This window comes from Klebsiella sp. LTGPAF-6F, from assembly GCF_001753185.1.
In the GTDB taxonomy this organism is placed as follows: domain Bacteria; phylum Pseudomonadota; class Gammaproteobacteria; order Enterobacterales; family Enterobacteriaceae; genus Klebsiella; species Klebsiella michiganensis.
In genome coordinates this window covers 4,064,429-4,083,762 of the sequence record NZ_CP017450.1, presented here as the reverse complement: position 1 = coordinate 4,083,762, position 19,334 = coordinate 4,064,429, and the positions used below count along the sequence as shown (strand labels likewise).

Genomic DNA, 19,334 nt, shown 5'->3' with positions numbered 1-19,334 from the left:
GGAGAGGCGCATGTTAACTCTGAAACCAGAAGATATTTTTATTGGCTGTCGGGCGAATTCAAAGAAAAAGGCGCTGCGTATTGCCGCGGATTCCCTGCAGGCCAGCGGCTACGTCAGCGAGGGTTTTTTTGAATCAATGGTGGAGCGCGAAAAGGCGCTCTCTACCTGGCTCGGGGCGGGGGTCGCCATGCCCCACTGCAGCAAGGAGGGCATTGATCTGGTGCGGCAAACCGGTTTCCAGCTGCTTCAGTTTCCGGATGGCGTGGGCTGGGGGGAGGGTAAAGTGGCCTTCCTTGTGGTCGCCGTGGCGGCAAAAAACAATGAACACATTGATGTTATAGCGGATCTGGCAGACCTGCTTGATGACGAAGTGAAAACCACGCTGCTGGCCAGCGCCGACAGCAAAGACGCGTTTATGCAGATCCTCGAAGGACACTCATTTAAGAAGGATAGAATATGAAACTGGCACTCTGTACCGATGTTCTCGCCGGCCTGGCGTTCCCGGAAATGCTCGATCGCGTCAAGCAGTACGGCATTGAGGGCGTGGAGATGACCGCAGGCGGCTGGTCGCCTTGTCCGCATGTTAAAACTGAAGAACTGCTGGCTTCTCCGGCAGCGCTGGCGGCGTTTCGCGGCGAGCTGGAAAAGCGCGGCATGGAGATCGTCGCGCTGAACTGTTCGGGTAACCCGCTGGCCCCCGGCGCCCTTGGCGAGAAGCACACCGCCAGCAGCTACCGTACCGTCGAACTGGCGGCGAAGCTGGGAGTGAAAAAGATTGTCATGATGAGCGGCCTGCCGGGCGGCGGGCCGGACGATAAAATCCCTAACTGGATCACCTCGACGGTTTCCTGGCCGGACTATATGCCAGGCGTGATCGATTACCAGTGGAACGAGGTTGCTATTCCCTGGTGGCAGGCTTTTACCCGCCATGCGGCTGAACACGGCATCGAACAGATTGCCCTCGAGGAATTCCCCAGCCAGCTGGTTTACAACCCGAGCACGCTGCTGCGCCTGCGTGAGGCGGTTGGCGACATCATCGGCATGAATCTCGATCCGTCGCATCTGATCGCCATGGGGGCAGACCCGATTGCCGCAGCCCGTAAGCTTGAAGGGGTGATTTATCACGTCCACGGCAAAGACGCGCGTATTGAACGCGGGCTGGCGGATGTCGACGGCTTACTGGAATACCAGCCGGTTACGCAGACCAAAACCCGCACCTGGAACTACGTGGCGGTTGGCTGTGGACAGGATTTGAAGTGGTGGAAAGAGTTCTTCTCGGTGCTGCGCATGACCGGATATAACGGTTATGTGTCGCTGGAGATGGAGGACCTGACGATGAGCGTTGAAGCAGGGCTACGGACGTCTATTGATGCCCTCAACGCCACATTAAGTCAGTGACAACGGGCCGCGTTTTCCCTCCGGGGGGCGGGAGAACGCGGCGCGTTTTTTGTTGAGCGGATTTTATCTTGCTGTATTTTACGTTCTATTGGATGTTTTTTATCAGGAACGTTAAAACCGAGTATGAGCGCCCCTAAACGACAAAAAGCGACCGCCAGCGACGTTGCGTTACTGGCTGGCGTCTCCAAATGGACGGTTTCCCGGGCATTTACCCCCGGGGCTTCTATCCAGCCCAAAACCCGGGAAGAGGTGATGAAAGCCGCTAATATTCTGGGATATCGACCAAATTTACTGGCGCGTAGCCTGACGCAAAAGCAAACGCATATTATCGGCGTGGCGGTCGACGAGCTGCGCAATCCCAATATGGTGCTACTGCTTAACGAAGTGACCCGCCAGCTGCAGAATCGCGGCTACATGGCGCTGGTGATTAACGTTACCGACGAAGAAAACACCCGCACGGCGATGGCGCTGGCTTACCAGCTCCAGGTTGACGGTATCTTGTTTATGGCCACGGTCCTGACGCCGGAACTCATCGCGATTGCCACTGAAATTCATCGCGTTCCGCTGGTGCAGATTGGCCGTAATACCGATCATCCGGAAATCCAGGTGGTCAATATTGACGGCTGGATTGCCGGAAAACAGCTTGCCGAACTGCTGCTGGCGCAGGGGCATCGCACTTTTGGCTATATGAAAGGGCCGGATACCGCCTCGCACCATTTAATGAGGATGGAAGGATACGAAGCGGCGCTGGAGCAGGCAGGTTGCCGGCTTGATACTCTGCTGGTTGCCGGACAGTATTTACGTACCCGGGGATATGCGGCAATGAGCGAGTATCTGGACGCGACGTCCGCAGGCGAAAGAGTGGATGCCCTGTTCTGTGAAAATGATATTCTGGCGATAGGCGCGCTTCAGGCGCTGCGCGAGCGCGATTTAACGATGGGTATTGTCGGTTTCGATAATATCGATGAAGCGGCGGCGCCGGAATGGCAGCTTACTACTTACGATCAGCGGCGCGAGCGGCTGGTGGAAGAGGCGTTGAATCGGCTCATCGATGCAGCTGAAGGGCCGACGGCGACCTGGCGCACCGGGGAACCCATCGTGCGCCAGTCCCATCGCCGCCAGGGCTAAAGTTCGCCGGTGATGTACTGCGCCACGCCGTGAGCAAAACTCCAGTCCCCTTTGTGGTTGCTGATTACCGAGATCATCAGGTCATCGCCGCTCAGCCCGCAGTGCTCCCGGAGCTCAGCCTGCAGGGTGGCATAAAAAAGCTGCTTCTGCGCTTCGCTGCGCGGGCTGGTATATACCCTCACCACCACCACGTCCCGGCTTCGCGTCAGCCCCAGCCCGGTATCTTCAATAATCATATGATGAGCTTTGTTTTCGTGAACAATCTGGTAGCGATCGCGCTCTGGCACCTTGAACGCCTGCACCACGGCGCGATGTGCCGCATCCAGCAGGGTTTTGATCTCGTTTTCGCTGCGTCCTTCAATGATATCAAACGTCAGTAATGGCATAGCAGATGGTCCTTATTGTCGGGTTACCTTAGTGAGAGAGATGCTAACCCGTGCTGAAGCCGGCAAAAACCGCTATATTTGAACTCATTGTTTTTACCTGTGAACAATTACTATGCGCGAGATCCGCCCGGAAATTTACTGGACCCACCTGTACTGGCTTACGGTGCTGGAGGAGCAAAAAAGCTATACCCGCGCCGCGGAAAAGCTGGCGGTCAGCAAATCCGCCATCAGCCAGAAAATTAGCGAGCTGGAGCGGGTTACCGGTAAAACTCTGGTGCACCGAACCACCCGCAGCGTGACCTTAAGCGAAGATGGTCTGCGGCTGGTGGCGGAGCTGAACGAGCCGTTTGGGCAGATTCGCGAGATCTTTACCGGCACCTGCGACGAGGAAGGCGGCCCCCTGCGCGGTACGCTGCGTCTGACCGCGCCGGTCGCATTTTCACGTCAGCAGCTGGTCCCGGCCATCACCCCTTTTCTGCACCAGCATCCGCAGCTTCATCTCCAGCTGGAGGTGACCGACCGACTGGTGTCGCTCGCCAGCGAGGGGTTCGACCTTGCTATTCGCCACTGTCGCCGCGAGCTGCTGCCGGAGACCCACGTGGCCTGGCCGCTGTGCCGTACGGCTACCCTGGTGGTCGCCTCGGCGGACTATATTCGCCGCTTTGGTCGCCCCGATTCGCCTGACGCGTTGCGTCAGCATCAATGCCTGACCTACCCGCGCGGGCCGCAAAGCCCGCACTGGACCTTTGAGCGCGACGACGAGCGGGTGAGCGTGAAGGTGCAGGGGCCGTTTGCCACCAATAACAGCGAATCCCTGCGCGACGCGGTGTTGGCGGGGCTGGGCGTTGCCTTACTGCCGGATTTTAGCGCCAGGGAAGCGATTGGCCGCGGGCTGGTTCAGGAGCTGCTGCCGGGATGGCGGCCGGTGGATGCGTTTGCGGAAAGTCTGTACGTCATTCGCCCCTACACGCCGCGCGTATCGCGGGCGGTAGAGACGTTTAGCCGCTATCTGAAGGCGACCTTCAGCTGATATTTTCCAGCTGCTGCGCCAGCGCCTCGCGAAAGCGGGGCAGCAAATCGGCGCCTTCTGAAACCAGCTCCGCCACGTTCTCCCTGCCTACCGGCGCCGAGAGGTAGCTGCCCTGAAAGCGGTCGACTCCCAACGCCTGCAGTTTGTTGAATTTCTCAAGGCTATCTACGCCTTCGGCAATACAGCGGCTGCCGGTCAGCTGGCAGTAGAAGATAAGGCTTCTGATCAGCGCCAGCGCGTGCGGATCGTGCTGCATATCGTTGACGATGCTCATATCCAGCTTGTAAGCGCTGAATCTCATCGTGCGCACCGGAAACATTACGCTGCTTTGCGAGAAGCAGTCATCAAGCATGATAGGGAAGCCGCGCTTTTGCAGGCGGGCGATATTTTCGGCGATTTTGCCGTGACCGTTGAGGTCGGTATTTTCAGCAAACTCCAGCACCAGCCTCTGCGACCTGTGCGGCTGACGCAGCTGCTGGCGCGCGGTTTCCATCATGCGAAGCAGGTTCTCGTTACCGGCGACGGCGGCGGGAATATTCACGGCGAAATAACACTCGCCGGAATGCTGATTAATATTCTGCACCGCTTCCTGAAGGACAAACGCGGTGAGCACCAGCCAGGCATATTCCGAGCGTATTTGCGGTAAAAAATCGCCGGCAGCCAGCACGCTGCCGTTTCGGTTCCAGCGGGAGAGGATCTCCATTCCCTTTACCTGCTGGTGTTCATCGGTAATGGGCTGAAATACCGGAAAAATCTGTCGGCTGTGGATCGCATGGACAAGTTCACGCTCGAAAGCGGAAAGGGCGGCGATGCTCTCGCTTTTCTGGTCTCTTATCTGGCTGCCGGGAAAGCGGGCGGCCATTTCAGGGTGGTGTTCCACCATTTTTTTTAATCCTGCGGTTCTTTGATTGTAGAGCGTCTTGTGGCTGATGCCGCGGCGTTGAGCCTGAGCGCTGACGCGGTAGCCGCAGAGTAAACCGAGGATAGCGTCCAGCTCCGGCCGGGTGATCCCGGCGGGGCGCTTGCCGAGCGCTCGCGTCTCATCCTCTGCCAGCTGCTCAAGAGAGGGGTATTCTTCGAGTACGGCGTCGCGCAGCAGCGCCGCCAGGCAGGGGACCGGCAAATCGGAAGCGGCGGCCCGTACGGCGGTAAGCAAACGCCGGTCTGCGACCTGATGCACCAGGGTGGGCCACAGCCAGCTTGCCGGGCTGCGGCTCAGGAACAGCATGGGCAGCGGCGTGGGGGACCGCGCCAGCAGCGCGGCGGCCCGCTTCAGGGTTGCCAGTAGCCCGGCGGGGCCTTCCGGGAGAAACACCACCACGCGGCGAACGCCGGCAGGCAGGGGCGGCGTCTCCGGGGGCAGCACAACGGGCCTGGCTCCTCCCTTCGCTATTATCCCGCTCAGCCCCTCGGCAGCCAGCGAACAGGGCGACAGGATAGCGACGAGCGGCTGCCCGCCGCCGGGGGGCGGGAGATTATTCGTAAACAAAAGTCACTCCGATAATCGACTGCACGTTACCCGCGGTCACCTGCCCGCTGGTGCGCGCGTAGTTGGCGGTTAATCCGAGGCTGACCGCCGAGGTGCCTACGTTGCCTAACGACACCGTGCTGTTGGCGGGTACGACGCTACCGTTGCGCGTCAGCTGAACGCCCACCCCCTGGGCAGGGGACGCTGAGGCGGTATTGGTAAATATCGAGTTGCCCGCGTTCTCCGTGGTGCCGGAGAGGTAATAGCCGAGATTCTGGTTTTGCGCGCAGTAAACCGTCAGCGGAATGGCGGCGGATGCGGGATATTCCGGCAGCGTCACCGTCACATCGCGAGCAGAAACGTCGCAGCCGCCGGTTGGCACCACGACGTTATTGTTGGCGTAAATGTTCCACACGAACTGGAAGTCGTCGTTATCCTTATTGTTGGTCTGATGCAGGATCAGGACCGCGATCAACGACCCGGCGGAAATGGCGACGCCGCCTGCGCTACTGACGGGCGTCAGATAGAGGACGGTAGGCCAGGGGCTATCAACAATGGAGCTATAGGTCATACGCGCCGTTTCGCTGGTGGTTGGAAACGGGTAGCTGATGCCGTTATACCTGACGGTGCCGGAAAAGCTCGACAGCACCCCGCCGTAGGCCGAGCCGCGCTGCAGCGTTACGTAGTCGATCATGGAATCCGGAAAGTCGTTATGACAGAAAATCTGCGTCGAGAGATCCACCACCAGGTTCTGCCCGACGCTGACCGCCGGCGCGAGGTTCACGTAAACGTTCGCCGATCCGCCGCCGATGGGGATTGTCACCCCGGCGGCGGTTTTACAGGCGAACGACCAGGCGTTAAGCGACCAGCCCGCCAGCAGCAGCGTTAACAGCAGGGTGATTATCTTTTTCATTACTCTGTTCTCCTGGCTCAGGCGTAGGTATAGGTGACGTTAATCACCGCCTGAATAGTTCCTTGCGTCGCACCGCCGTTGACCGTCAGCGCTCTGACCTGTAGCGGGAAGCTGGCGGACTGGGTGGCGTCGTCGACCTGTACCTCTTTTCTCGCGCCAGTGTTCAGCGTGGTGCCGCCCTCATCCTGCAGCTCAAGCTGGATGTTGCCGGCGGTACCCTGGTTCTTGTAATAGCCGGTGGCGTCCGCCGTACCGCTGAAGCTGGCGGTGACCCGCGACGTGCCGACCGGGCAGTTGCTCAGGGTGAGCGCCACGCTGTGCCAGGGCGAAGCGGCGCCGGCGGAGACCAGGCTAAAGGTATAGAGATCGCCGAGATCGACGGTGGCGTTAACGGTGGAAACGGTACAGGGTTTGGCCACCACTTTTCCGTTAACGGTAATGGTGACGTCGGCGGCCTGTAGCGTCGGGGAGGACGCCGCCAGCATCGCGGCCAGCAGCCATCCGGAATAGGTCGGGTTCATCAGCGCCTCCGGTTACTGAAATTCAAGCGTGAATGTTGCGGTTGCATTAACGTGTCCGGCGGTCACCGGTACCCGGGTAGCCATCAGCCGGGCGTAAAAGTTCAGCGTGTTGGTCTGGCCGGGGGTCAGCGTGGTCCAGGGGATCGCCGACGATGCGGCATTGAGCGGCAGCGCCGTCTGCTGCGCGTCAAGGATCTGCACGCCCATCCCTGCCGCCGCTGAGGCGCCGCCGTCGAGCTGTAGCAGGTCGGTATTGATGCTGTCGGCAACGCCAACAAAGCCGACCTTCACCGCGGTGACCGAGCTGCCGCAGGGCGACAGCACGATACGAAACGGCACCAGCGGCGTGGTTGCCCCAACCGCATGGAACTGCTTCGCGGCGTTATCCATCAGGTCAACGGTAAAATCTTTCGACTCACCCGCCACGGCGCAGGCGTTATCCCGAACGTAGCCGCTGATGGTGATGGTGCTGTCCGCCGCGCTGGCATTGTTGACCGCCAGCGATACGAGGGCGCTCAGCAGATACAGGGTTTTTCTCATCATGGTCTCCTTAGCGGCACTCGGCGGACAGCGGGATCAGCATCTGGTTCTGTTTTTCCGGCGGCAGGCTGTAGTCAGCCTCGCAGCTGGCGTTCGGACCTTCGCCCCATTTCGCCCGCACTTTGCCCGCCAGCGGCATCCCGCTCAGGTAGACCTGGCCGTTATCGGCGACGATGCTGCTGGCCTGGCTGCCGTCAGAAGTCACCAGCGCGCCGAAGGGAACCGGCTTACCGTTGTAGATGAGAGACATCAGCAGCTTGAGCCCGACGTGGGCCTTAAACTCCGCGCGGACAATCGCGCCGTGGGTCGGCACCACGCTGGCCACCGCATCGTCCAGGTCGACGTTATCGGCCAGGCTGTTGGTGTCCAGCGCCACCCGGTTTTCCCGGTATTCGGTGGCGTAGGGCAGCACGGCGTAGCCGCGCCAGTCGGTCTGAACCCCGGTCTGGTTTTCCACTTTGACGTTGTCTGCGCCGGGGGCTTTGATCAGCACCACCGTGTCGTTCATCGGCTGGCTCAGGGTGACGCCGTCGGCGTGAGCCAGCACGCCGCCGCTCAGGCCGTAGTACAGCTGTTTGATGCCGTCGCTGCGGCTGTAGCCAACGTTGGCGTTGCCGTAGCCGCCGCGGTAGTTCAGCGCCGCGTAGCCGGTGCCGCCGCTGTTGCCCTCACCGCCGCCGGCGTAGCCGGTCTGTATGCTGTAGCTCAGGTTGTTGTCCTCCAGCAGCGTGCCGTACAGCCCGGCGAGGCTGGTGGTTCTGCCGTTCAGATCGTTGGACATGCTGTAGCTGGCGCTGGCGTGCCGCCAGGCCGACTTGCTGTCGGAACGCAGCCAGTGGCTGAACGGAATATTGACGTTGACCGCCAGCATCTGATCGCGCCCCTGCTGCCAGGCGTTTTTGGTCAGGCTGTAGCTGAGCGTCCAGTTGATATCGTCGATGGCGGCGTTGAGTCCTGCCTGGAGCTGCTGATCGGCCTTGCCGGTGCCCCAGTAGGTCTGGTGGCTGCCGCTCAGATAGAGCGTGGCGGTGCGCCCCAACTGCTGGGTGACGCTAAGCTGCACTTTGCCGCGCTTGTTGTAAGCGAGGTTGTAGTAGTCGGTGAATTTAGGCTTCACTTCAATCACCCCGTCCTGGGTCTCGACGTTGTAGCCGCTCATCCGGCTGTAGGTGGTATCGGCGAAGCTGAAGTAGCCGCGGGTGGAGTAGCGGTAGCCCACCAGCTGAATATTGGTGCCGGTATCCGTCAGCGACTTGTTATAGAGGAAGCGCACCGACTGCCCCTGATGCTCGCTGTCATCGGGCAGGGTGGCGTTAGCCTGGGTGATATCCAGCGACAGTGCCCCCAGCTCCCCCATGTTTTTCCCCACGCCGAGGTTAAAGGCGCGGTAGCGGTCCGCCAGCTGGGTGCCGCCGTACAGCGTCCAGCCCGCCGGAAGGCCGTGCAGCAGGGTGCCCTGGAAGAACTTCGGTTTCTCCTGCTGATTGCTGCCGCTGCGGTACTCGCCGGCGGTAGCGGCATAGCGGGTATGGCCCTCGCGCTGGAGCACCGGAACGGACGAGTAGGGGACGGTGAACACCTGGCTGCTGCCGTCGGCCTCTTTGATGGTCACCTGCAGGTCGCCGCCGTTGCCCGCGGCGTAGAGATCGTTGATGGTAAACGGGCCGGGCGGCACCGTGCTCTGGTAGATCTCATAGCCGTTCTGTTTGACCGATACCTGAGCCGTGCCGCGGGCAATCCCGTGAATGACCGGGGCGAAACCCTTCTGGCTGTCCGGCAGCATATTGTCGTCGGAAGCTAGCTGCGCGCCGCGGAAGTTAATGCCGTCAAAGACGTCGCCGTTGGTGTAGCTGTCGCCCAGCGTGAGGCGCGAACGCAGTAGCGTAATATCACGCTCAAGCCACGAGTTGATATGCTGCCATTTGTTTTCATTGGTCGTCGAACTGCCGCTGCTGCTGTAGCTCCAGGTGGTGTTGTCGCGCAGGCGCCAGGCGCCGAGGTTCAGCCCGCTCTGCAGGTTCAGGTACGCGTAGTTGCTGCTGCCGCCGACGTCGTTGTGCACGTTGTTGCCGGTGAAGTTGTAGTTCAGTAGCCCGGCGTTAATTCCGTGGTCCCAGAGTTCAGGCGGAATATAGCCGCGGGCGCGGTTGCCCATAAACGCCTGGGGCACGGTCAGATACAGCCGCTGCTGCCCGGCATCAAAGCGGGTGGTGGCGTCTTTGATCATCTCGGTTAGCGGTACGCAGGCATCCGCCGCCAGCACGTCGATTCCGGCAATGGCCGCGGTATTCACGCCCATGCTGGCCAGCTGTCCGCGGGTCAGGCAGGGGGCCAGTCCGTGGCCCTTTTCAGCGGCATTAAAGGTGATATCGCGGGTGGTCATATACCCGTCATTCAGGTAGATATCCGCGCGATAGGTACCCGGCGGCAGCTCCTGGCCCTTTTCAAAACCGGACAGATCCGCCACGGCGGCGGGATCGTCCGCCAGAAAGCGTGGGTTGAAATAGAGCTCCGCCTGCGCGTAAAAAGCCGGTGAGGAAAGTAAAAGGGCAAGGGGGATCTGCGCGAATACGCGAGCAGATCCTGGAGTCATTCGCCGGGAGCCCAAGTGGTCGAGTCCATATTTCAGATGTGACATAGTCCCTCCGGTCCAAAGTCGCCCGGCCATCGTTATTTTTTTCGTTCAGGGGGAGAGCGCTGCTCCCCGGTCAGTTACTGCATGACGCCTTTCATACGCGGGGTGAGTGCGCCGTAGTCGTTAATCGTCCGGTATGTAATCTCGCGACCTGCATCGGACGGTAAACTGACGCTGGCTTCGCCCATCGGCGGGACCAGCGCATTTTTCAGCACCCGGGTTCCGGCGTTGAGCTCGGTGACCGTCTGGTAATAAGGGGTTGGGTTAATCAGCGTGAGTGAGCTTCCGCTGCGGCGGAACTTCAGCTTTTCCGCGGCCTGATCCGGCGGTAGCGCCAGTTTGGCCGGGCGGTAATAAAGCTTGATACGGCTGATAATCGCCAGCTGTAGCGTGTTTTCGCTGAGCTTTGATTTATCCATCGATGGAATTGCTTTGACGTTCATCCAGAACAGCGTTTCCCGGTCCTGCGGCAGCCGGCCATTGGTGGCATCGAGGATGCGCAGAGTATTCTCTTTCTTCCCCTGCATGGCGAACAGCGGCGGGGTAATGACAAAGCTCCCGTCTTTCGCGCCATCGGCGTTCTCTACCCATGACTGGATCAGATAGGTGCTGTCGTCGTTATTGGTCACCGCCAGCTGAGCCTGTTTCTGTCCGGCCGGATAAATCACGCGGGTCGCGCCCAGCGCCACGCCGGCCTGCGCCTGAGCGGTAAAACCGGCGGTGGAGAGCAGCAGGAGTCCTGCCAGTAAACCGCGCATCCCGCGCGTGGTAGCCCGTCTATTTTTCATGCTTATCTCTTTCTTTCTCACGGTGAATTCCTGTTACCGGCGCTGATTACTGGTAGGTCAGGGAGAACCAGGCCTGAGCATTTGCCGCTCCTCCGGTGACCTGATTCCCGGTGGAACGATATTTGGCGACAAAATGCAGCGTCGTTGGCCCCGTGTGCAGCTGCGTCCATGCCCCTGCGGGCGCATTGAGCGGGATCTGACTGCCGGTTTTATCAAACAGGGCAACGCCAATGCCGGTCGCGATCCCGGGACCCTCGCCAACCGAGAGGACGTCCGGATTTTTACCATCGGCGACGCCGTGAAACGCCACGCCAACGCGCTGGCTCACGGCGGTACTGCACTCCTGCAGGTGAATATCGAAGGGGACGGGGTTGGTGTCCTCCCCGGCCGAATGAAACCGATTGCTGCTGATTTGCCCCATCTTGACCGTCATCTGCCGGTCGCCCGCTTCAACGCGGCAGGACTCGGCAATGACTATCCCCTGAAAGCGCATGTTCCCGCCGGGCAGCATGGTGTCCCACTGGTTTCCTGCCAGCGCCAGCGGTGGGAGCAATAAAATCAACAGACCAGACTTCATTCTTTGCATCGTTATCACCCTTACTCTTATTCGGATAACGGGCCGTCCTGGCCCGACGCGCTTCCCTGCCTGATGAAAAAATTACTCGTACTGCACTTTAAAGGTGGCGTCAGCGTTAGCGGTACCGGCAGTGGCTGCGGCAGTCGCGTAGTAGCGAGCCTGGAACGGGATAACGTTGGTGCCATCGTTCAGCGTGGTTTGCGCGCCGAAGGCGGCGCCATCCAGCGCCAGCGGGGTACCGGTACGGTCAAGGATCTGTACGCCGACGTTAGTCGCGCCGCCCGCGGCGGAGTTCTGCAGGGCCAGTACCGTTGGGTTGGCGCTGTCAATCGCCGTGCCGGTAAACGCGACGGAGGCTTTGGTAGCGACGGTGGTATCACAATCATTCAGCTGGATATTGAAGCCGACAGCCGTGCTGGTGTTGCCTGCGGTCGCCAGCTTTGCAGAACGAACCTGGCCTAACTGAACGGTCTGGTCGATAGAACCGGCATCAACCGCGCAGGCCGCGTTAACCACTTCCCCTTTAAAATGCACCGTACCGCCGTTCACCGTAACGGTATCGGCCAGAGCCGCAGCAGAACTCAGGGACAGTGCTGAAATAACGATAAGTGCTAATTTGTTCATGATAAAACTCCTGTTTATGAATAATCCTGAAGCTATGCTTCACTTAAAAAAACATTTATTGTTGAAAAATAACTTTTGAAACGTAATCCTGTTTTTACAACCTAATTTATTCATCAGGTTGCGGCGGTGCGTATAAATAGTCTTAAGTTTCACGCCAAACTCTTCTGCGATCTCCTGGTTGCTTTCCCCTCTGCTTAACATGCTTAACATCTGCTTTTCACGCAGGCTTAGCCGGTACTTTGTATGATAATTTCCTGAGGTTTCTTTCTTTAAAAAGAAATTCAGGATGCTTCTGGTATTACTTTTTTTGTCCAGTACGGTTATTTTTTCAAATAGCTCGGACTTATAAAAAGCTAAGTCGCTGGAGGCGAAGGCAACAATGTTTTTATTTGAAAAATAAATCCACTCCGAACCCGAAAGGTCGTTAGAGTCCAAATCTATAATCAAAAAGAAATTGTCAATAAATTCTTCTCCAAGCAGTTCAATCAGGCCCAGAGTAAAATATTTATCCTTAGATAAAATATTAGTTGATAGATTCATATCTGAACGCGATCTCATCCTTGGGTTGACCTTTAACTCATCGTTAATAAAACCATTCAGCGAATTGAGAGTAATCTAACATCACCCATCTCAATGAAGCATGCGGCTGAGGCTCTAAAAGATGTAACCACTGCAAAGTTATCATTTTGTGGGTGTTTTGTTTGTGATTTTCATTATAAATGGCGTTAAAGGTTTATAATTTGTTTTTTTATAGGTTTTTGTAAATTAAAAATGATAGGGTTGAGTTATCATTAAGCCCTGAACAATAGGCACACTCTTTGTATTGGAATTTTCTTAGGGAACATTCCTTGATAAATGTCTGACATCTTTATCTTTAGCCAATCAGATTTCTTTTTATCTGGCTGTGCATATCCATTATAGAGATGTCCGGATTCTCGCTTTTACGCTGTCTTCAGGACGCTAATTCAGGCGGTGAAAATATCATCCCTGGCCATTTCATGTATCAGGTAGTTGATTGCGTGATGGTATTATTTAATCATCATTTATCTCCTCGGTTCTCACAGCTTCAGGACGCGTTCAGCTCATACATCCCGAATGATGTTCTGGTGGTCTATATTGTTTCAGGCGCAAGGTTAGCTCAGATGGGCCTGGTTACGCCGTGTGTTTCGATGAAGGCAATAATAGCATTGTGTTTTTTTTTAGTTATATGTATTCTCTTTTATTGGTTTTTAGGTGTTAAAATTCAATTTACAATAAAGTTAAGGTTATTATCAGTATGAAATACTGCGCATGTGCCTGATGTGCGGATTGTATGCGACTGAGGATTATTTGTAAGGCAGGTTTATGATCTACAAAATTCAAGGAACGATCCATTTCAGGAGCGATGACGGGCTGATATGGCTCGATGAAGACTCATGCGTCACGCTGACAGCCACCACAAGCCGCCTGCTTAAGTTCCTTTTAGACCATAGGGAGCATGTGGTTTACAGGAACGAGATACTTGAAAAAGTCTGGGATGCGCATGGGCTGCGGACCTCTAGCCATAGCCTCAATAAATATATTTCTGACCTGAGAGCCATCTTCAGGAATATGGGCTGTGTCGAGGAGATTATCGTTACCGTGCCCCGGGTTGGGTTTATGGTGTCCGCGAGCATACTGATTGAGAGAGTGGATAATTCAGCCCCCGCCATACGTAATGAAAACGATGCGGAAGCTATTGCGTTAAGCAGCAGCGGCTGTGCACATAAGGGAACACGTAAATTTTCTGCGGGATGGGCAAAAAAGTCTGGCTATGCGCTGCTTGCGCTATTTGTGTTGGTTATCCTTTTCTGGAGCGTGAGTGCCGACCGATATCGCCTGATTTTTGCGGCCAGCCAGGATGAAGGCTATTATCTGGGAAGCATTGATTCTTGCCCGGTCAGAACTTTTAACGCCATACCGAATGAGCAACAGCAAAAGATGATGGTTCTGGTCCGCCAGCTGATCGCAAAGCAGAAAATGGTGTGCTTAGGCAACAGCGTTTTTTACTTTAATATTTCGGAATCTGTATTAAAAGCCAATGAGGGAAGGGTTTTTTTGGCCCACTGTATCTACTCAAAAATAAAACCAGGTGCGCTGTATTCATGTGAGAACTACTATAGGCCTGATTATGAAATTCCTGAATAACGTTAAGGTAAAGAGCGTTTATGTTCTGTTGTCAATTTTATTTGCTGTTTTTGTTTGCGGCTGGCTGATAAATCATTTTCATCAGCAAAACGATTTTGATTGTTCCGCAAATTTGCGAATTGAATCGGGCTCATTTGGCTTTGATGCAAACTTTAAAACTTTCTTGCTGATGCGGGGAAATAACAGCGGCTATTTTGACGTTTCCGGAAAAGTGATCGTCGATAACGTCAAGTACAATGTCGAAAGATCGTATCATTTCATCTACGCAAAGAAAGCTAATAACATTTACCACTTAACCCAAACGACCATCTCGAAGCGGAAAGCCGACAATATGATCGAGGGAATGATGCAAAAAGTCTTTTTTAGCCCCGATCCGGACTCGGGACGCTATATTAAGATACAAAAGATGAAAAATGGCTGGATCGTCCGCAGCCTGTACTCACCCTCGTTTATTTGCGTAAACAATTGATATTAATAAGTTATGAGGTTTTTCCTCTGTTACAGCCAGAGGAGTGAGGCGGTTGCAGAACGCGTGCGGGGGTTACTAAAGAAGACGATCTGGCTGAAATGAGAGAGTAAGAAAGCAAAAAGCCCGCTCGAAAGCAGGCTTCTTAAATTTGGCTCCTCTGACTGGGATCGCCTTTGCCAGTAACTGGCTAATATTCAAGCTAAACCTGAATTGCCGTTCTGTCAAGACCACCAGAATGACCACCAATAGTTGCGGGTAACATAAAGCTGGGTTGAGTGAACCTCGGATATGGTGAGCATTACTATGGCGTTCCCTGGATGGGGTGGGTTTAAAAGTCACCTATTCGCAGAAGCGAATGCGTATAACAACTGATGCACGGAAAGCAGTAAATACTGATCAGACTCACCGCTTTTGAGCAAAGCCACTGTTGTGGATTTCATCAAAGTGGCAAATGCGTCAGAATAGATCAATGAATACTATAGGCTTGGCTCCTATTGTATAACTGGTCCTCAACTCTGAGTGTGAGGTAAAGTACAGAATGATGACGCTTAAACCATCGTAGCCCAATGCTCTGCAACGGATCAGGGAGACAATGGCTTGGGTCAAGAGTATTTTCTGACGCTTCTAGCCGCACCTACCTTATTTCGATGGAACGCGATCTTAAAAGCCTTACCCTAAATAAGTTAGCTTGCTATGCGATTTTATGGAGATTCATCCGCTCACGTTGTTGGTTTATGCAGGTGTCGGACTACTTGAAGTCAACCTACTTTTATAAAATGTTCGGTGCTAGTTGGATATCATCGTAGAGAACAAGGAGTGCAAAAATAATGACTTATTCTGTTTCGCCGTCATCACTGCTCACCGAGTACGACAACGACAATATATGCCGTGTTCTCGCACTTGATGGTGGCGGTGCAAAGGGTTTTTATACACTGGGTGTCCTCAAGGAAATTGAGGCTATGCTTGGGTGCCCGTTATATAAGAGGTTTGATCTTGTGTTTGGTACTAGCACCGGTGCGATTATTGCCGCGCTTATCGCTTTAGGATACGAGGTAGATCAAATACACGCACTGTATACCGAACATGTACCGCGAGTTATGTCCAGCCGGTCGGCTGCGGCAAGAACAATGGCGCTTCAGGATTTGTCTAAAGAGGTTTTTCAAGACAAGACATTCGAAGATGTTCTGATGGGTATTGGCATCGTCGCGACTCGATGGATGACCGAAAGACCAATGATCTTCAAAGGTAGTGTTGTACAGGCCCATGGTCGCCAGGGAACCTTCAGTCCAGGATTCGGGGTCAGCATCGCTGATGCAGTGCAAGCGTCTTGCTCGGCTTATCCATTCTTCGAAAGGAAAGTGATTGTTACCGCAGCAGGAGATAAGGTTGAGTTGATCGATGGAGGTTACTGCGCAAACAACCCCACCTTGTTTGCAATCGCCGACGCCACTGTCGCTCTGAAAAAAGATCACAAGGATATCCGGGTTATAAATGTCGGTGTTGGTATCTATCCAGAACCAAAACCAGGTCTCCTTATGCGGATTGCTAAGAAATGGCTCGCAGTCCAGTTGCTTCAAAAAACTTTAGAGATCAATACACAATCGATGGATCAACTACGCGACATTCTATTCAAAGATATTCCGACGATTCGGATCAGCGACACATTCGAACGGCCTGAGATGGCGACAGATTTACTTGAGTACAATTTAGATAAACTGAATACCCTTCGACAGCGTGGTAGAGAGTCTTTTGGAGCTCGTGAGGCACAATTAAGAGAGTTTCTAATATGAGAGAGGCGAAATAATATGGGAATACCTGAATCACAGCTCGATACATGGTCCCACCAAGGATCTATTACACAGTCTGCCTCGACTTATAGCATTATAAAGAATGCATTAGAGAGCGCAAACACTGAGTATCATGGAAAGAATTTTAAAGTATTCCTTCAGGGCTCCTATGGAAACGATACTAACATTTATGCTGAAAGTGACGTTGATGTAGTCATATGTCTTGATGATGTCTACTACAGTGACCTCACACAGTTATCACCAGAAGACAAAGAGGCGTACGACCGTGCATTTGTTCCCGCAACCTACTCGTATACTCAATTTAAGCAAGATGTGCTTGAGGCGCTTACAGAGCGCTTCGGGTCTGATGTTAAGGTCGGAGATAAGGCCATAGTTGTAGCGGCAAATGGAAGTAGGCGCAAAGCTGACGTTATCGCATCAATGCAGTTTCGTCGTTATTGGAAATTCAAGGGGCATTACGACTCACAATACGATGAGGGCATCTGTTTCTTTAATGGCGCTGGTGAACGGATTGCCAATTACCCCAAGCAGCATTCAGAAAATCTCACCTTAAAACATCAGGCCAGTAATAAATGGCTAAAGCCCATGGTTCGCGTACTGAAGAACCTTCGAAGTAAACTCATTGCTGACGGAAAATTGAAGTCAGGACTTGCACCTTCCTATTACCTTGAAGGTTTGCTCTACAACGTGCCAAATGAAAAGTTTGGCACCAGTTATTCTGATTGTTTTGTCAATGCCATGAATTGGATTCAGACAGAAGCAGATAAAGACAAGCTGCTATGCGCCAATGAGCAGTATTACTTGCTTTGGGAGGGGACACATACCTCATGGGAGAAAGCAGATGCGGAAGCGTTTATCGACGCTGCAATTAAAATGTGGAATGAATGGTGAAGTGAGCCCAAGAAACTGCTGTCTTAAGGTACGGCAAACAGTAAGTAGGAGGAATTGAGATGGCAGGTAGCATTATTAACCTTTTTATGTGGGGATATCAGGACAGTTACAGAATTCACATCCAGATTCTGGCACGGAATGTACTGAAAAAATTGGGAGCACCGGCTGATGCAGAAGTGCTGCTTGTTGGCGCTCGCCGCCCCAGTAGTAAAAATGCGAATCCGGTATGCGTAGAGCCAGAAGATGGTAAGTGGTATCTATCATTATTTGAAGGATTGCTGGATTCAGTTGAATTGATTTATAAAAGTCACCGGTTACAGAACATGATTTTTGGCGATGAGCCGAGCATGCGTGACAAGCCAGAGTGGATGCGTCGCGATTCAGTGCGAACATCGGTTAGTAAGGCACTTGAAGCTTTTGATACAGAGCATAACGTGACGTCATTTTGCGGAGAGCCTAGACGAATAGATGACTATTATGTTACCCCAGTCATACAGATTCCAAATGACACTTTCGAGCAATTCCCTCCTTTGCTCTCCAATCCTGTTGACGAAAACCAACAAGGACATGGATTTCGCAGTCTGATACATGCAGCGATGTATGCCGTTCTTCGTGAGGCTACCGAGGAATTACATAACCCTGATCCAGGACGATTTACCCATGGCAGCATGAGAGATGCCGAGGAAATAATACGGATTGCTGCAAAAGACTTTCTTCACACGCCCGGTCTCTCGATCGAACGACGATACATTCATACTGAGCTTTTCGATGCTTTGAACCTTGTCTCCTCTCTTATGTATGAGGGGACGAAAGGCATAGGCCAGCTCATTCTCGTCGATCCAGATAATGAGGCGGTTGAGTTCCAGGCGAAGTTTGTTGAGCCAGTTCCCTTTCGTGAGCCTCGATGGGTTCGGAAAGTCTTGCAGATGGCAGCATCAGGTGTCGGCATTATCGCAAATAGTCAGTGTATTTATGGACTTGGGAGACTCAAGGAGTCGCATAATTCCAGTGCACAAGATGCGTTCACGGTAGATTTCATAGATCATTATCACTGGGAGTTGTACTGTGGTAACCAAGCATTACTTCGCAGTCAATATGCTGTGCCCAAACTTCCACAGGAACCTTTTGACAAGGCTGCCTTCCTGGCAAATTACGCGAGGCTATTTCCGTTGTCGTCACAAGATAACGGCTTGCATTTGTGGAACCTTCTGATCACTCAAACTAGTCAGAAGCATGGTAGCATGCTTGTCGTTGCAGAAGATGCAGCCAGCGAGGCGCATCGGCTTTGCAAGCAAGGTACTAGCATCGTGCCAACTAGGCTCACTGAATCACTCCTTCGAAGTGTCAGCGGTATCGATGGAACAATACTGCTTGATCCTACAGGTCTTTGCCATGCTATCGGGATTATTCTCGACGGTGAAGTGACCGATGAGTGTACGCCATCAAGGGGATCTCGGTATAATTCTGGCGTGCGTTACGTACAAACGAGCAGCACTCGAAGGCTTGCGATCGTAGTATCGGATGATCGGACGGTCGATATCATTCCTCCAATTAAGCGACTGTGCAGTCGTTCAAGAATAGAACAATGTGTCGTAACACTGGAGGCGGCAACGCTCGACAACTATCATGATTCTCGGAATTGGTTAAACGACCATCGCTTCTATATCAACGCTGAGCAATGCGCTCGGATTAATGTCGTACTCGACAAACTAGATGCTGTTCCAAAAGAAGTAGGTCTTATCTATTTTGAAACTGAGAGATTTGAAGTTGACCCAGAGATGGACGAAAGCTATCTCATAGACTGACCGAATACCGCTGCGTGATGTCAATATTAGGTACCCCGTGCCAATATCATGGCCTAACGTTTGTTGGTGTAAGTAGGGATGTTATCGTCGTTGGCCTTATCGTTAGGAATTATCTTGCCTGTGGGGGGCTTCACTTTAGGTCAGGTAGGCTTCAAGAGTTTGGTTTATCGGACACTGCCTGATAGTG

The 19,334-nt window shown here is 53.9% G+C and carries 20 protein-coding genes; 9 read left to right on the top strand and 11 right to left on the bottom strand.

Translation table 11 applies throughout. The features are described from left to right. The first annotated feature begins 10 nt into the window (after positions 1-10). The 3 genes from BJF97_RS19075 (at position 11) to BJF97_RS19065 (ending at position 2,526) form a co-directional block, all read left to right on the top strand. Positions 11-460, top strand: coding sequence for a PTS sugar transporter subunit IIA (locus tag BJF97_RS19075; RefSeq protein ID WP_014230008.1), 450 nt, complete (start codon positions 11-13; stop codon positions 458-460). Next, positions 457-1,398 (top strand): sugar phosphate isomerase/epimerase family protein, encoded by a 942-nt coding sequence (locus BJF97_RS19070; RefSeq protein WP_032693837.1) that lies wholly within the window; start codon positions 457-459, stop codon positions 1,396-1,398. The genes BJF97_RS19075 and BJF97_RS19070 overlap by 4 nt, the downstream gene beginning before the upstream one ends. Positions 1,399-1,521: 123 nt before the next feature. Then, positions 1,522-2,526, top strand: a complete 1,005-nt coding sequence (locus BJF97_RS19065; RefSeq protein WP_032693836.1) for a LacI family DNA-binding transcriptional regulator — start codon at positions 1,522-1,524, stop codon at positions 2,524-2,526. Here BJF97_RS19065 and BJF97_RS19060 read toward each other — a convergent pair. Next, positions 2,523-2,912 (bottom strand): tautomerase family protein, encoded by a 390-nt coding sequence (locus tag BJF97_RS19060; protein ID WP_032693835.1) that lies wholly within the window; start codon positions 2,910-2,912, stop codon positions 2,523-2,525. The two genes, BJF97_RS19065 and BJF97_RS19060, sit on opposite strands and share 4 nt — an antisense overlap. A gap of 112 nt (positions 2,913-3,024) precedes the next feature. On the opposite strand from BJF97_RS19060, the gene BJF97_RS19055 reads away from it, so the two are divergent. After that, on the top strand, positions 3,025-3,942 hold the full coding sequence (locus BJF97_RS19055) for a LysR family transcriptional regulator (RefSeq protein ID WP_004852363.1): 918 nt from the start codon (positions 3,025-3,027) through the stop codon (positions 3,940-3,942). On the opposite strand, the gene BJF97_RS19050 is transcribed toward BJF97_RS19055, so the two are convergent. From BJF97_RS19050 to BJF97_RS19010, 9 genes are all read right to left on the bottom strand, one after another. Beyond that, positions 3,935-5,431, bottom strand: a complete 1,497-nt coding sequence (locus BJF97_RS19050) for an EAL domain-containing protein (RefSeq protein WP_228706689.1) — start codon at positions 5,429-5,431, stop codon at positions 3,935-3,937. The two genes, BJF97_RS19055 and BJF97_RS19050, sit on opposite strands and share 8 nt — an antisense overlap. Continuing rightward, positions 5,418-6,323 (bottom strand): fimbrial protein, encoded by a 906-nt coding sequence (locus tag BJF97_RS19045; RefSeq protein ID WP_032693827.1) that lies wholly within the window; start codon positions 6,321-6,323, stop codon positions 5,418-5,420. The genes BJF97_RS19050 and BJF97_RS19045 overlap by 14 nt, the downstream gene beginning before the upstream one ends. Positions 6,324-6,340: 17 nt before the next feature. Next, on the bottom strand, positions 6,341-6,844 hold the full coding sequence (locus tag BJF97_RS19040; protein ID WP_025106063.1) for a fimbrial protein: 504 nt from the start codon (positions 6,842-6,844) through the stop codon (positions 6,341-6,343). 12 nt (positions 6,845-6,856) lie between these two features. Next, positions 6,857-7,384 (bottom strand): fimbrial protein, encoded by a 528-nt coding sequence (locus BJF97_RS19035; protein WP_014229993.1) that lies wholly within the window; start codon positions 7,382-7,384, stop codon positions 6,857-6,859. A 10-nt stretch (positions 7,385-7,394) separates the two neighbouring features. Then, on the bottom strand, positions 7,395-10,022 hold the full coding sequence (locus BJF97_RS19030) for a fimbrial biogenesis usher protein (protein WP_032693826.1): 2,628 nt from the start codon (positions 10,020-10,022) through the stop codon (positions 7,395-7,397). A gap of 74 nt (positions 10,023-10,096) precedes the next feature. Continuing rightward, positions 10,097-10,807 carry a fimbria/pilus periplasmic chaperone gene (locus BJF97_RS19025; RefSeq protein ID WP_014229991.1) on the bottom strand — a complete coding sequence of 237 codons (711 nt, stop codon included), beginning with the start codon at positions 10,805-10,807 and terminating at the stop codon, positions 10,097-10,099. A gap of 46 nt (positions 10,808-10,853) precedes the next feature. Continuing rightward, positions 10,854-11,393: a fimbrial protein gene (locus tag BJF97_RS19020; RefSeq protein ID WP_014838896.1), complete on the bottom strand. Its 540-nt coding sequence runs from the start codon at positions 11,391-11,393 to the stop codon at positions 10,854-10,856. Positions 11,394-11,465: 72 nt separating this feature from the next. After that, the gene (gene fimA, locus BJF97_RS19015; RefSeq protein WP_014229989.1) at positions 11,466-12,008 is read right to left on the bottom strand and encodes a type 1 fimbrial major subunit FimA; all 543 of its coding nucleotides are present in this window, start codon (positions 12,006-12,008) and stop codon (positions 11,466-11,468) included. A 39-nt stretch (positions 12,009-12,047) separates the two neighbouring features. Continuing rightward, positions 12,048-12,548, bottom strand: a complete 501-nt coding sequence (locus BJF97_RS19010) for a helix-turn-helix transcriptional regulator (RefSeq protein WP_014229988.1) — start codon at positions 12,546-12,548, stop codon at positions 12,048-12,050. An 804-nt stretch (positions 12,549-13,352) separates the two neighbouring features. Between BJF97_RS19010 and BJF97_RS19005 the strand changes: the two genes are divergently transcribed. Further along, positions 13,353-14,174: a winged helix-turn-helix domain-containing protein gene (locus BJF97_RS19005; RefSeq protein WP_014229987.1), complete on the top strand. Its 822-nt coding sequence runs from the start codon at positions 13,353-13,355 to the stop codon at positions 14,172-14,174. After that, complete coding sequence (locus BJF97_RS19000; protein WP_014229986.1) at positions 14,158-14,643, top strand: hypothetical protein; 486 nt, start codon at positions 14,158-14,160, stop codon at positions 14,641-14,643. Before BJF97_RS19005 ends, BJF97_RS19000 begins: the two co-directional genes overlap by 17 nt. Positions 14,644-14,718: 75 nt before the next feature. Here BJF97_RS19000 and BJF97_RS32840 read toward each other — a convergent pair whose 3' ends face one another. Next, positions 14,719-14,931, bottom strand: a complete 213-nt coding sequence (locus BJF97_RS32840) for a hypothetical protein (RefSeq protein ID WP_077270226.1) — start codon at positions 14,929-14,931, stop codon at positions 14,719-14,721. A 539-nt stretch (positions 14,932-15,470) separates the two neighbouring features. Between BJF97_RS32840 and BJF97_RS18995 the strand changes: the two genes are divergently transcribed. From BJF97_RS18995 to BJF97_RS18985, 3 genes are read left to right on the top strand one after another with little or no spacing between them, the layout of a single operon-like run. Beyond that, positions 15,471-16,433 (top strand): patatin-like phospholipase family protein, encoded by a 963-nt coding sequence (locus BJF97_RS18995; protein ID WP_070082969.1) that lies wholly within the window; start codon positions 15,471-15,473, stop codon positions 16,431-16,433. 15 nt (positions 16,434-16,448) lie between these two features. After that, positions 16,449-17,342 (top strand): nucleotidyltransferase domain-containing protein, encoded by an 894-nt coding sequence (locus BJF97_RS18990; RefSeq protein WP_070082968.1) that lies wholly within the window; start codon positions 16,449-16,451, stop codon positions 17,340-17,342. A gap of 59 nt (positions 17,343-17,401) precedes the next feature. Further along, positions 17,402-19,147, top strand: coding sequence for a hypothetical protein (locus BJF97_RS18985; RefSeq protein ID WP_070082967.1), 1,746 nt, complete (start codon positions 17,402-17,404; stop codon positions 19,145-19,147). Positions 19,148-19,334 lie beyond the last annotated feature (187 nt).

Coding starts and splice junctions, on each gene's coding strand:
- BJF97_RS19075 (WP_014230008.1), top strand. CDS start 11: ATGTTAACTCTGAAACCAGAAGATATTTTTATTGGCTGTCGGGCGAAT.
- BJF97_RS19070 (WP_032693837.1), top strand. CDS start 457: ATGAAACTGGCACTCTGTACCGATGTTCTCGCCGGCCTGGCGTTCCCG.
- BJF97_RS19065 (WP_032693836.1), top strand. CDS start 1,522: ATGAGCGCCCCTAAACGACAAAAAGCGACCGCCAGCGACGTTGCGTTA.
- BJF97_RS19060 (WP_032693835.1), bottom strand. CDS start 2,912: ATGCCATTACTGACGTTTGATATCATTGAAGGACGCAGCGAAAACGAG.
- BJF97_RS19055 (WP_004852363.1), top strand. CDS start 3,025: ATGCGCGAGATCCGCCCGGAAATTTACTGGACCCACCTGTACTGGCTT.
- BJF97_RS19045 (WP_032693827.1), bottom strand. CDS start 6,323: ATGAAAAAGATAATCACCCTGCTGTTAACGCTGCTGCTGGCGGGCTGG.
- BJF97_RS19040 (WP_025106063.1), bottom strand. CDS start 6,844: ATGAACCCGACCTATTCCGGATGGCTGCTGGCCGCGATGCTGGCGGCG.
- BJF97_RS19035 (WP_014229993.1), bottom strand. CDS start 7,384: ATGAGAAAAACCCTGTATCTGCTGAGCGCCCTCGTATCGCTGGCGGTC.
- BJF97_RS19030 (WP_032693826.1), bottom strand. CDS start 10,022: ATGTCACATCTGAAATATGGACTCGACCACTTGGGCTCCCGGCGAATG.
- BJF97_RS19025 (WP_014229991.1), bottom strand. CDS start 10,807: ATGAAAAATAGACGGGCTACCACGCGCGGGATGCGCGGTTTACTGGCA.
- BJF97_RS19020 (WP_014838896.1), bottom strand. CDS start 11,393: ATGCAAAGAATGAAGTCTGGTCTGTTGATTTTATTGCTCCCACCGCTG.
- fimA (WP_014229989.1), bottom strand. CDS start 12,008: ATGAACAAATTAGCACTTATCGTTATTTCAGCACTGTCCCTGAGTTCT.
- BJF97_RS19010 (WP_014229988.1), bottom strand. CDS start 12,548: ATGAATCTATCAACTAATATTTTATCTAAGGATAAATATTTTACTCTG.
- BJF97_RS19005 (WP_014229987.1), top strand. CDS start 13,353: ATGATCTACAAAATTCAAGGAACGATCCATTTCAGGAGCGATGACGGG.
- BJF97_RS19000 (WP_014229986.1), top strand. CDS start 14,158: ATGAAATTCCTGAATAACGTTAAGGTAAAGAGCGTTTATGTTCTGTTG.
- BJF97_RS18995 (WP_070082969.1), top strand. CDS start 15,471: ATGACTTATTCTGTTTCGCCGTCATCACTGCTCACCGAGTACGACAAC.
- BJF97_RS18990 (WP_070082968.1), top strand. CDS start 16,449: ATGGGAATACCTGAATCACAGCTCGATACATGGTCCCACCAAGGATCT.
- BJF97_RS18985 (WP_070082967.1), top strand. CDS start 17,402: ATGGCAGGTAGCATTATTAACCTTTTTATGTGGGGATATCAGGACAGT.